Raw genomic sequence first — 12,206 nt, 5'->3', positions numbered from 1 at the left:
TAAAAACGTGACAATGTCAACCTATTGCAACCGTTACAGCCTGATCAGATCCTCGTGTTCTTCATCGTGGGGATTAATGTGGATCATCACGTCCCCCACATTGGGGAATTGCTCGAAAATAAGCCGTTTAACCGTCGTGGCAATGTCATGGGAGCGTTTGACGGTCATCTCTGGATCCATATCGAGTTTGAGGTCAATAATGACGTACTGGCCCGATCTCCTCCCCCGGATTTCATGGACGTGTTCCACCCCGTCAACCGCTTCAGCCACTTCGGAGATCAATTGGATCAGATCACCGGAGGGGAGGCCATCCATGAGGTCATGGATGGCTCCCATGCACGTTTCATAGCCGATGTGGAAGATGAAGAACGACGTGAGTCCGGCTGCCAGGGGATCCATGATGCCGGCCCCCAGGTAGGCGCCGGAAACGCCGACAAGCGTGGCCACGGACGTCACAGCGTCCTTGCGATGATCCTTGGCAACTGCCGCCAGCGCGGGGCTCTCAAGGCGCTTTCCGGTCGATACCGTGTAACGGTACAGCCATTCCTTGACCCCAATGGTAATGAGAGCCGCGAGGACCGCAATCAGATCAGGGGTCTGATAGGTGCGGTCCGTAATGGTGTGGACGGCCTTTACAAGAATCCCTATGCCCGTTGAAAAGATGACCAGCGAAACAAGGACTGCCGCGATACTCTCCGCCTTGCCGTGCCCGTAGGGGTGTTTCGGGTCGAATGGTTGACGTCCGACCTTAAGCGCAATCATCGTGGAGAGGATCGCAATGAAGTCGCAGGCGCTTTCCAGGCCATCGGCAACCACCGCTTCCGATTTCCCGAAATAGCCGGCCAGGAGTTTCATGGTCATGAGTCCTGCGTTGGCCCAGAATCCGACCGCAATAATACGGTCAGCTTTATTGAAACGCTCTTCCCTCAGCATTGCTCACGCACCTGTCCGGACTCCCTGATGTCCTTGAGATTCAGTTGCAGGGTTTTGCGGCCGTTCCACTCGTTCCAGCCGAGCGTGAAAGCGACATCCACGAGATCTGGCAAGCTGTCCCCCTTCTCCGCAAGATTAAACCCTATGGCGTCAAACGTGCATCCTCCACCCAAAAGCCGTACTTTGAGATGGTTGCCGCGAACGGCCCACCGCCGCACGATCTCCATATCTTTAAGAACGAACAGCGGTTCAGGATTTCCCGCTCCGAAGGGCTCCAGGGACGAAAGCGCGTCCGCCAGATCAGCTGTCACCTGCTGGGCCGAGAGTTCAGCATCCACGCGGAGCACCGGCATCAGGTCGTCGGCGGACAGCAGCCCCGCAGCAACTTCTTCGAAGCGGTCCACGAACCGTTCCAGGGTTGGCTCATCAATGGAAAGCCCGGCAGCGTAACGGTGCCCGCCGAACTTCACGAGGTGGTCTGCGCAGGTCTCTAGGGCATCGTAGAGGTGAAAGCCCGGAATGCTGCGCCCCGATCCCCGGCCGTTTCCTTCCTGCAGCGCAATGAGCACTGTCGGACGATGGAAGAGATCGACCATTCGCGAGGCAACGATCCCGATAACCCCCGGATGCCACGCAGCGGAGGCGAGAACAATACTTTTTCTCCCCTCCATGGCGGGATTTCCCTGAACCCGCTCCAGGGCGTCCGTCAGAATCTGCCGCTCCAGGGCCTGGCGCTCGGCGTTATTCGCCTCCAGTTCCGCGGCAATGGCCGCGGCACGACCCGGCTCGGACTCGAGGAGAAGTTCAACGCCGGAAGCGGCATCCTCCATTCTGCCGGCTGCGTTAAGCCGGGGTGCAAGCCTGAAACCGACAGCACCGCAACTCACAGGGCCGGTGACTCCCGCGACATCCTTAAGGGCCTTCACTCCAACCCGCGACGAAGCGGAAAGTTCCCGAAGCCCATATTTCACGAATATCCGGTTCTCTCCCGCGAGAGGAACCACATCGGCAATGGTTCCGAGGGCAACGAGGTCGAGGTATTCCCGCAGATTCGGTCCGTTTCCGCCGGCGAATGCCCCTTCCGCCCTGAGACGCCCCCGAAGGGCAACCATCACGTTAAAAGCGACGCCGACGCCTGCAAGGAATTTAAAGGGATAGGGACAGCCCGGCTGAAGAGGATTGATAACGGCACAGGCTTTCGGGATGACCGGACCAGGGGTGTGGTGGTCGGTGATGATGAGGTCAACCCCTAACGTGAGGCAGAGTTCCGCCTCGGCCACGGCATTCACCCCACAGTCGACCGTAACGACAACCCGCGCCTGTTCGGCCACCTTGCGCAGGCCGTCCCCCGAAAGGCCGTACCCCTCTTCGAGGCGTTTGGGAATATGATAGAAACAGCGGATACCGACTGCACGAAAAAAACTTACCAGCAGTGCCGTGGCGGTAATTCCGTCCACATCATAGTCGCCGTAGACGCACACAGTCTCACGTCGTGCCCGTGCCGCACAGAGGCGGACAACCGCTTCTTCCATTCCCTTCAGAAGGAAGGGGTCGCTCACATCCCCCAGGGATGAGGAAAGAAAGCGGCGCGCAGATTCGCCGTCCGTGATGCCTCGGTTGACGAGCAGCGCTGCCAGGAAGGGGTCGATCGAAGAGTCCGAGGCAATTCTCTCCGCAGCCTCCTTGTCATGGATCCGTAACTCCCAACGCTTTTCGGCAACCACGTTCATATTCCGCCGCCCTACCTCGAACAATTGCCACAAAAAAACCCCGCCGAAGCGGGGAATTCAATGCCGTTAAATCACTTCTTGAAGAGTTGCCCCTGGGGGGATGGAGTCTGCGCCATCCCCTTGGCCTCTTCCAACATCGTCCGAATCTGCTGGGAGTTGGGCCCCATGGGATCCAGTTCAAGGTAGCGTTCCCAGTATTTCACAGCCTTGGCGGGTTGTTTCAGGTCGCTCATATAAACAACCCCGAGATTGTAAAGACTCTGCAGGTGTTTCGGATCGAGCTGCTGCGCCTTTTCGAAGTTGGCAATAGCTTTGTCGAACCACCCGACCCGCTTGAACATGATGCCTTGGTCAGTAAGGACGTTGACGTTGGTCGGGTCGAGCTCCAGGGCCTTGCCGTAGGCGTTGATCGCCTTCTGGGCCTGATCGGTGTCGAAATAGTCATTGCCAAGCTGTATCCAGGCCTGGAGGTTCTTCGGATCGCCGGCAACGATTTTCTCGGCCTCGGCAATCCGCTGCTGGTAGTCGACGGGAGATCCGCCGCCGGCGGGAATGCCGGCCGTGGCTGGGGCGGGCTTCTGCTTGTTGACCACGCCGACCACGAGCACGGTGCCGAGGATGCCGACAAGAAGCGCAATGACCACGTAAAGCACAGTTTCCTTGTTCATCATCGTCTCCTCTGGACGTCAAGCCTTGCTGGTCTTGGGCCGGCGTCCCCAGACCTCGACAATGGGACTCGCCACAAACACGGATGAGTAGACACCGACGAGGATTCCGACCACAAGGGCCAGAGCAAAGTCATGGATAACCTCGCCGCCGAAGAAATAGAGGGATCCGGCGGCCAGAAAGGTGGTAAGCGCCGTAATAATCGTCCGGGAGAGGACCTCGTTGATGCTGAAGTTGAAGATCGTCTCGAGTGAATCCTTTGTGTTCTTATGGAGATTCTCCCGGATGCGGTCAAAGACGACCACGGTGTCGGTGAGTGAGTAGCCGGCAATGGTGAGGACCGCCGTAATGAAGAGGAGATTGACCTCTTTGTCCAGGAGGAAAAAGACGGCAAACATGGCGAGGACGTCGTGGAGGGTTGCGACGAGCGCCCCAATCCCAAAGGTAAAGTCGAACCGCCAGGCAATGTAGATAAGGATGCCGATCAAAGAGATGGCCACAGCGATCAGGGTGTCCTTGCGGAGTTTGTCGCCAATGGCCGGGCCGATCTCGGTGGAGCTTTCCACCACGAACGTATTGCCGGTCAACTCCTTCTGAAAGGCAGCCTGGATCAGGTCCGCCGCGTTCCCTTGGGGGAGCGACGTTTTGCCGATCTTCACCAGAAGTTTGTTTCCAGCTTTGACTTCCTGGAGGTTAGCATCCTTCAGGCCGTGTTTTGCCAGAGCTTCCCGGGCCCGGTCGATATGCACCGGTTGGGCGAACTTGAGCTGCACGGCGGTGCCTCCGGAGAAGTCGATCCCCATATTGGCCGTCCCGAGGGCAATCCGTACGATGCCAATGATTCCGAGAATCCCTATGACAATGGAAATGGCGAAGGAAAACTTCTTCTTCCCCATGAAATCAATATGTGTCTTGCCGATAAATTCCATGGACTCCCCCTAGATGCTCAAACGCTTGATCCGCAGGCGCGAAAGGGCGAAGTCGAAAATCGACTTGGTGCCCACGAGAGCGGTGAACAGGTTGATGATAATCCCCAGGCTCAACGACACGGCGAACCCCTTTACCGGTCCGGTGCCGAACTGGAAGAGAACGGCGGCCGTTATCAGAGTCGTCACGTGGGAGTCCATGATGGTAAGGAACGCCTTGTCATAACCGGCATCCAGGGCCGCCTTGGGTGGCTTGCCAAGCCGCATCTCCTCCCGTATCCGTTCGAAAATAAGGACGTTGGAGTCAACGGACATACCGATCAGCAGGACGATGGCGGCGATGCCCGGCAGGGTCAGAGTCGCCCCCAGGGCCGCGAGGGCGCCCATGAGGTAGAGCACGTTGAGCACCATGCCGAAGTTGGCCACCAGGCCGGCGAGCCTGTAGTATATCGACATGAAGACAACGACGAGCGCCACTCCCACGAGACCGGCCATCAACCCTTTGGTGATGGAGTCCTGCCCCAGGGAAGGACCAACCGTCTCGTTCTGGATTATCTTGACCGGTGCGGGAAGAGAACCGGCCCGGAGCACGATAGCGAGGTCGGCGGCCTCTTTCTCGGAGAACGAGCCGGATATCTGGGCGCTCCCTCCCGAAATCCGCTCCCGGATCACCGGCGCGGAGTAGATATTGTTATCGAGCACGATGGCGAAACGCTTCCCCACGTTGGCGGCGGTCACCTGGTCGAAGAGGCGGGCGCCGGTGGAGTTGAACTCTATCGCCACATAGGGCTGGTTGAACTGGGAATCGATCCGGACCTGGGCGTCGGTGAGAAGATCACCGGTAATCATCGCCTTTTTCTTGACCACCAGGGGTATTTCGGTCACGGCGCCGGTGGTGGGGTCGGTCTTCTTCTCCATGAGGAGCTCGGAGTCCTCAGGGATGGTGCCGGGAGTTGCCGTGGCAGGATTGACCGTCTCGTCAACCAGCTTGAATTCCAGCCGGGCCGTTCGGCCGATAAGTTCGATGGCCCGCTTCGGGTCTTTTATGCCCGGAAGCTGAACCACGATGTTGGTGAGCCCTTCCCGGGCAATGACCGGCTCTGAAACCCCGAACTGGTCTATCCGGTTGCGGATCGTTTCCAGGGCCTGGGCAACGGCGCGGTCCTTGCGTTCCTGGGCTTCCTTCGCACCCACGCGGAGCTGCATGCTGACGAACCCCCCCTCGTCGTAGGGAGGGACGATCTCCAGGGTCGGATACTTCTCCTTGACTATCTTCTGCACCGTGTCGGCAGTGCCCCGGTCGTAGAAGGTGAGCTGGATGCGATCGGATGCGATCCGTCCGATCTTCTTGAACCGGATGGTCTTGGCGGCAAGACTGTCCTCCAGATCGCCCGCGATGAGGTCGAGGGCGCCTTCCACCGCCTTCTGGATCTCCACCTCCATCACCAGGTGGGTCCCCCCCTGAAGGTCAAGCCCGAGATTGATCCGGTCCTTGGGAAGAAGCCCTTTCCACCACGACGGAAGGGGAGACACAAAGGTCGGAGTCATGTAGAGACATGACAGAAAAATAAACAGCAGGATAAGGCCGAAACGCCAGGTAAGCCCCTTTGACATGCGCGAAGCTCCTTTCGTTCTAATCCTTCTTCAGGGTGGCGATATAGCCCTTGGAAATCTTGATGGTGACCCCCGAGGAAATTTCGAGGAGCACGACGTCGCCGTCTATGGCGTTCACCTTCCCGTGGATGCCGCCGGCGGTGACAACCTGATCCCCCTTCTTGAGGGAATCGAGAAGAGCGCGGTGATCCTTGGCCTTCTTCTGCTGGGGACGGATAAGAAGGAAATAGAAGATGGCGAACATGAAGACGAGGGGCAGGATAGCCTGAAAAGCGCCCATGGCGCCGCCCGGCTGGGCTCCTCCCGGTTGTGCAGCCATGGCAAAAGCAACTCCGAACATTTGTGTAACCTCCGGACAATTTATAGAGAGGAAACCCGAAAGTCCCTCTTTTTTATGGAGCGATCACGAGGATTGCCCCTGCAACTCCCTCTTGGCGTAAAACTCCTGCCGGAACGCGGCGAACCTTCCCTCAGCAATGGCGGCCCGCGCCTTTGCCATGAGGGACAGATAATAGTACAGGTTATGGTATGTGTTGAGCCGCGACGCGAGAATCTCCCCCGAGCGGTACAGATGCCTCAGATAGGCCCTGCTGTAGGTGCGACAGACGTAACAGTCGCATTCGGGATCCAGGGGGCCGGCGTCCTCGGCATAGGCTGCCCCCTTGATGTTGACCCGCCCGAAGGAGGTGAAGAGCATCCCGTTACGGGCGTTTCGCGTGGGCATCACGCAATCGAACATGTCGAAGCCGTGCCAGACCGCTTCGATGAGATCTTCCGGCGCCCCGATTCCCATCACATAGCGGGGCCGGTCTTCGGGAAGCATCGGAGCGGCGTACTCCAGCACCTCGTGCATGACTTCCTTTTCCTCACCAACGGAGAGCCCTCCCATGGCGTAGCCGTCAAAGCCGATCTCCCGCAGTTCCGCGGCGCTTCGCTCCCGCAGGTCCCGGTACATCCCCCCCTGAACGATCCCGAAGAGGGCCTGATCCTCCCGCGTCTTCGCATCCTTGCAGCGCCTGGCCCACCGGGTGGTCATCTCCATGGAGCGACGGGCGTAGTCATGGGTGGCCGGGTAGGGAGTACACTCGTCGAAGCACATGGCAATGTCGCTCCCCAGAGCCTCCTGAATGGCAATGGCGTCCTCGGGAGAGATGAAATGGTAGGAACCGTCCAGATGGGACCGGAACTTCACCCCCTCCTCGGTGATTTTGCGCAACTCGTTCAGGCTAAAGACCTGAAACCCGCCGCTGTCGGTAAGGATCGGCCGATCCCAGTTCATGAAACGGTGAAGCCCGCCCATGCGCCTCACCAATTCATGGCCGGGGCGAATATAAAGATGGTACGTGTTGGCCAGGATGATCCGGGCACCGATGGTCTTCAGTTCCTCGGGGGTCATGGCCTTCACCGTGGCCTGGGTTCCGACCGGCATGAAAATCGGCGTCTCGATGGTGCCGCGGGGGGTTGTCAAAGAGCCGAGACGGGCTGCGCCGTCTTTCTTTATAAGTTTGAAATGGATCAAAATCCGTCCTGATTGTCTCGCGGCCAACCGGTAACGGCAAGCGGCCTAATATACAAACATCGCGTCGCCGTAGCTGAAAAACCGGAACCGCCGAGTCACCGCCTCATGGTATGCCCTGAAGAGGAGCTCCTTCCCGGCAAAGGCCGAGACAAGCATGAGCAGGGTCGACTTGGGGAGGTGAAAATTGGTGATGAGGGCATCCACCGTCTTGAAGCGGTAGCCCGGATAGATAAAGATGCCTGTTTCTCCCGCGCCGGCTGCCACGCTGCCATCGTCACGGGCGGCATGTTCCAGGGTACGGCACACTGTGGTTCCCAGGGCGACCACCCTCCCTTTGCCCCCCTTCCGGGCATTCACCGCGTCGGCGGTCGCAGAGGGGATGATATACCGTTCACGGTGCATCCGGTGCTCTTCCACCCGTTCAACCCTGATCGGCATAAACGTGCCGAGCCCCACATGGAGGGTAAGGGTGGCAATCTCTACGCCTCGCTCCCGTAGCTCATCCAGCAGTTCGGGAGTAAAATGGAGGCCTGCCGTCGGTGCAGCGACCGCGCCCCGCTGGCGGGAGAAAACCGTCTGATACCGCTCCCGGTCAGCTTCAGCCGCGCTCCTCCTTATGTAAGGAGGCAGAGGCATTGAACCGTTGCGATCCAGCCATTCATCGAACCCTGTCACGGGGGTGAACGAAACGCGCCACGTATCCCCTTCACCGCGCTCGATGACCTCTGCGGACACACCTTCTGCGAGCACTATCCGGGTACCGGGTCGCGACGGCTTGGAGGAACGGAGCAGGCACTGCCACCGTTCTCCATCGGCGGCAAGCCTCCTTTCCAGGAAAACCTCCACGCGGCCACCACTCTCCTTGACGCCGAAAAAACGCGCCGGAATGACACGGGTGTCGTTCACCACAAGGAGGTCTCCCGGCCGGAAAAGCCGGATTATTTCGCGGAAAGGAACCTCGTTGACCTCTCCCTTCAACCGGTCGACGGTCATGAGTCGGGTGGCGTCACGTCGGTCCAGGGGTTCCTGGGCTATCAGCTCCGGAGGCAGATCATAGCCGAAATCGTCAACGCGCATCGACACCCTGCCCCGCCGGGAGCTTGCTCAGGATCGCACCGGGATAGTAATAGGCAAGAATCTCCCGGTAGGTGAAACCATCGGATGCCCGCTGCTTCGCGCCCCACTGGCAGAGGCCGACTCCATGCCCGTAACCGGTACCGGTAAAGCGAACCGAGTCGCTGGTGACTCTGACTGTAAAATTGGTGCTCTTGATGGCGGTATAGCCGACGATCTTGCGGAAGTTCACCGCCGTCACGGTCGTTGTTCCCCCGCCTGAAACAAAAGCAAGGTCAATGAGCCTGCCACTCTCGTTTCGCTTCCCTTCCCTGATATCCCGAAGGCCTGAAACATGGGTCCCCGATCCTCTGAGAAGCGACTCGAGCTTCTTCAACGAGATGGAATATTCCCAGCGGACGGAAGGGGTTGTGGAACAGTAGGCGCAGTCGAGGCTTCTCAGATAAGGCAGCCTTACCCCCCAGACGTTCTCGGCGACTTCGGTTCGGCCGCCACAGTTGGAATGGTAGAATGCCTGGATCGGCTGGCCTCCGTAGGTGAGAATCTCCCCGGCAGTTTCCCGTACCCCCCGTGCAGCACGGCTATCCTCGATCTCGCACCCGTCATAGACCTGGTCAAGCACCGATGACTCCAGGTGGTACGGGGCGTTAGCGCGTACCCGCTTCTGGTATGAGGCATAGGTGCGCGCCACCACCGCCTGGGCCTTCACCGCCTCGATGGGCCACTGGGACGAGATCTCGCAGTTGATGAGACCAACCAGATAATCCTCAAGCGGGAGGTCATTCACCACGAGGACCCCTCTGTCGACGGGAGAAACCTCAATGGTGCCGCGGTAACGCTTGCCGTTAACCTGTATGGACAAAGGAGAAGTAACCGTGAGACGGGCAACCGTCTGCCCCCCCACGGCGAGAGCCCCTCCGACACGCCTGACCTGCGCGGGGAGAGTCAGACGAAGCGGTTCGCCCCTCCCATCGGTGGCAAGCACGCCATCACCGTCAATCCTTACGCTCTCGACTCCCTTGATGATGGCAACCCGAACGGCCTCCTGCCGGGGGAGAGTCGCGGCGAAACCATCCGCTGCTGTAAGGAGCAGGAGCAGAGCCGCTATGGCAAACAGAAACCTCACGGTGACAGAGCGACCTTCCGATACCGACTTTCAACGACACCCAAAATAAAGGAAGGGGAAAAGTCCCCTTTGAGCATAGTATACTTGGCAACCAAATTGCTTATCCAGTACGAAGAACAGGGACATTGACCAGATGCTGCAACGGATGGTCATCATAGGTGCAGACCAGTTCAATGTCAAGCATTTAGGGGGCGGAAACCACTGTTCATGCCGGTTTGGACTAGTATCGTCATCCTGTGGACGGCAACCGAAAAACGCTTTCGCAACCCATAAAATGCAGCATTAACCAAAACTAATCGCTATATAGCCATACTTCAGACCCAAAAAGGCCACGCTAAACACCGACGTTGCCAGGGGCAGTCGATATATTGACGCTATGAATTCACTGAAAGTCAAAATACTCGGGACGATAACCCTCATTGTGAGCTTACTCGTCTTCGTAGTCAGCATCCTGGAATATCAGCACCAGAAGCGGCTGATAACGCAGATCTCCGCCCAAAACGCCGTCCTTCTTACCACGACGCTCCAAAGCACCATTGAGAACGTGATGATGAGTGGCCGGACCGACGAGGTGCAACGCATCCTCGGTCGGTTAAAGGAAAAGGACAAGATCGAGAACCTGCGGATTTTTGACGAAACGGGCCGTATCCTCAACTCCGCCATCAAGCCGGAAATCGGTCTTCAAGTCAGTCCCGCCGACCTGGAGATGTACAAGGAGGGGAAACGAATCGCTCTCGTTAATGTCGGCAACGAAGACAGCGACAAAGTTTTCAAGAGCATAGCCCCCATTTACAACAAACCGGCGTGCCATGCCTGCCACGATGCCGGCACCACGCTCCTTGGCGCCCTCGAGGTTGAACTCTCCATAAAGTACCTTGAGTCGTATCTTGATCAGGACAAGTTCTTCATGTCGGTCTCGATGCTGACCATGGTCGTCCTCATTCTCGCCACCATTTTCATTTTTCTCCACGCCTACGTGAACCGTCCGCTCAAGGCCATTATCTCGTCCATGCAAGGGATAGAGCGGGGCGATTTCGACGTCCAGACCGATATTGCCAGCAGCACCGAGATGAAAACCCTCTCCGACAACTTCAACATGATGGTGAGCAAACTCCGCTACTTCGTGGACACCACCATCGGCCACGAACGGGAACTGGCACGGGCCCAGTCAAAACTTGCCCACCACCACGAGATGCACCTCATGAACCAGAAACTGGAGGAGCAACTCCGGGAGATCGAAAACCTCAACGTCGGCATGGAGGAGCGGATCGAGGAGATCGAGGAGGCCAACTACCGCATCGCCGACCTCGCCAGCGAACTCGAAGACAAGAACGTAAACCTGGAGCGGGCCGTGGCCCGCCTCTCGACCCTGTACAAGGTTGGTCTCGCCGTCAACTCCACCATGGAGAGCGAGAAGATCTTCGATCTCATCGTGCGGACCACCGTTGAGACGCTCAAAGCGGAGATCGGATATATCATCCTCTACAACCAGCAGGGACGGAACCTGCGGGTCACCACGCTCCTGGGGCACGAAGTGACGCCGGAAGCCTCCACCGTCCTGCAGATGAAGCCTTCGAGCGTTTCTGCCTGGGTCATTGAAAACCGAACTCCGCTCCTCATTCCCGACATCAACGAGTTTCCCCAGTTCGACCGTTTCAGCGCCCTGGGCTATGAGCGCAAAAACCTCATCTGCGCGCCGCTCATGGTCAAGGACGAGATCATCGGCACCATCACCGCCGTCAACAAGCGGGACAGTTCCACCTACAACGCGGAAGAACTGGAACTTCTCGTCACCATCGCCGCCCAGGCGAGCATCGCCATCAAGAACGCCCAGCTCTACGACGAGCAGCAGGCCACCTATCTCCATACGATCCAGGCCCTTGTCTCTGCCATCGAGGCCAGCGACAGCTACACCCGCGGCCATTCGGAGCGGGTGACCCGCTATTCTTTGGAGCTGGCCCGCAAACTGACGCTCCCCCCCGAACGGCTCAAAATTATCGAACGGGCCGCCATCCTCCACGACATCGGAAAGATCGGCATCGACCTGAACCTTCTCCACAAAGAAGGAAAGCTCTCTCCCGAGGAAATTCACGACCTCCAGCAGCATCCGGTCATCGGCATGCGGATTCTGGAGCCCATCGACTTCCTCCAGGATGTCCGCATCTGCATCGGCCAGCACCACGAGCGGTACGACGGCCGGGGCTACCCGAACCGCATCCCCGCCGGCGAACTCCTTCTGGAGTCGCGCATCCTCGCCATCGCCGACGCCTTTGACGCCATGACATCAGACCGCCCCTACCGCAAAGCGCTTCCCGTTGAAACGGCGGCAAAGGAACTGATCGACCACGCCGGAGCCCAGTTCGACCCGGAACTGGTGCCTCACTTCATCGAACTCATCGAGAGCGGCACCTTTGGCTTCTCCTGCGACAAATCCGACATGGAAGGGACCCTGGTGCGGGAACGGCGCAAAGTGGTCCCCCTCAGCGATTACGGTGTCCGCGTCGGCTGACCTTACCGTCTCTCCCCAACATCGCATAACGATTTGCCCCCCTTCCGTGATCATGGTATAAGGTCTCCCTGACCCGCACATCACACATCAGCGCAATTACCATTTCAGG

The 12,206-nt window shown here is 58.4% G+C and carries 10 protein-coding genes; 1 reads left to right on the top strand and 9 read right to left on the bottom strand.

The annotated features are described in order from the left end of the window. Positions 1-33: 33 nt before the first annotated feature. The 9 genes from KI811_RS12390 to KI811_RS12350 all read right to left on the bottom strand — a co-directional run bounded on the left by KI811_RS12390 (position 34) and on the right by KI811_RS12350 (position 9,588). Complete coding sequence (locus KI811_RS12390) at positions 34-933, bottom strand: cation diffusion facilitator family transporter (protein WP_214186794.1); 900 nt, start codon at positions 931-933, stop codon at positions 34-36. Further along, positions 927-2,663, bottom strand: coding sequence for a single-stranded-DNA-specific exonuclease RecJ (gene recJ / locus KI811_RS12385; RefSeq protein WP_214186793.1), 1,737 nt, complete (start codon positions 2,661-2,663; stop codon positions 927-929). The genes KI811_RS12390 and recJ overlap by 7 nt, the downstream gene beginning before the upstream one ends. 71 nt (positions 2,664-2,734) lie before the next feature. Continuing rightward, on the bottom strand, positions 2,735-3,331 hold the full coding sequence (locus KI811_RS12380; protein ID WP_214186792.1) for a tetratricopeptide repeat protein: 597 nt from the start codon (positions 3,329-3,331) through the stop codon (positions 2,735-2,737). A gap of 18 nt (positions 3,332-3,349) precedes the next feature. Continuing rightward, the gene (gene secF, locus KI811_RS12375) at positions 3,350-4,258 is read right to left on the bottom strand and encodes a protein translocase subunit SecF (protein WP_214186791.1); all 909 of its coding nucleotides are present in this window, start codon (positions 4,256-4,258) and stop codon (positions 3,350-3,352) included. Between the two features lie 9 nt (positions 4,259-4,267). Next, on the bottom strand, positions 4,268-5,869 hold the full coding sequence (secD, locus tag KI811_RS12370) for a protein translocase subunit SecD (RefSeq protein ID WP_214186790.1): 1,602 nt from the start codon (positions 5,867-5,869) through the stop codon (positions 4,268-4,270). Between the two features lie 19 nt (positions 5,870-5,888). Continuing rightward, positions 5,889-6,209, bottom strand: a complete 321-nt coding sequence (gene yajC, locus KI811_RS12365) for a preprotein translocase subunit YajC (RefSeq protein WP_214186789.1) — start codon at positions 6,207-6,209, stop codon at positions 5,889-5,891. 63 nt (positions 6,210-6,272) lie between these two features. Then, positions 6,273-7,388 carry a tRNA guanosine(34) transglycosylase Tgt gene (gene tgt, locus KI811_RS12360; RefSeq protein ID WP_214186788.1) on the bottom strand — a complete coding sequence of 372 codons (1,116 nt, stop codon included), beginning with the start codon at positions 7,386-7,388 and terminating at the stop codon, positions 6,273-6,275. Between the two features lie 45 nt (positions 7,389-7,433). Beyond that, a complete protein-coding gene (queA, locus tag KI811_RS12355; protein ID WP_214186787.1) occupies positions 7,434-8,465 on the bottom strand; it encodes a tRNA preQ1(34) S-adenosylmethionine ribosyltransferase-isomerase QueA in 1,032 nt (343 codons plus the stop codon). Further along, a complete protein-coding gene (locus KI811_RS12350; RefSeq protein ID WP_214186786.1) occupies positions 8,455-9,588 on the bottom strand; it encodes a SpoIID/LytB domain-containing protein in 1,134 nt (377 codons plus the stop codon). The genes queA and KI811_RS12350 overlap by 11 nt, the downstream gene beginning before the upstream one ends. A gap of 376 nt (positions 9,589-9,964) precedes the next feature. Between KI811_RS12350 and KI811_RS12345 the strand changes: the two genes are divergently transcribed. Next, positions 9,965-12,097 (top strand): HD domain-containing phosphohydrolase, encoded by a 2,133-nt coding sequence (locus KI811_RS12345; RefSeq protein ID WP_214186785.1) that lies wholly within the window; start codon positions 9,965-9,967, stop codon positions 12,095-12,097. Positions 12,098-12,206: the final 109 nt, after the last annotated feature.

Source organism: Geobacter hydrogenophilus (assembly GCF_018501225.1).
Taxonomy (GTDB): domain Bacteria; phylum Desulfobacterota; class Desulfuromonadia; order Geobacterales; family Geobacteraceae; genus Geobacter; species Geobacter hydrogenophilus.
Note: the sequence above shows the minus strand (reverse complement) of the source record. Positions and strands in the feature narration are given on the sequence as shown.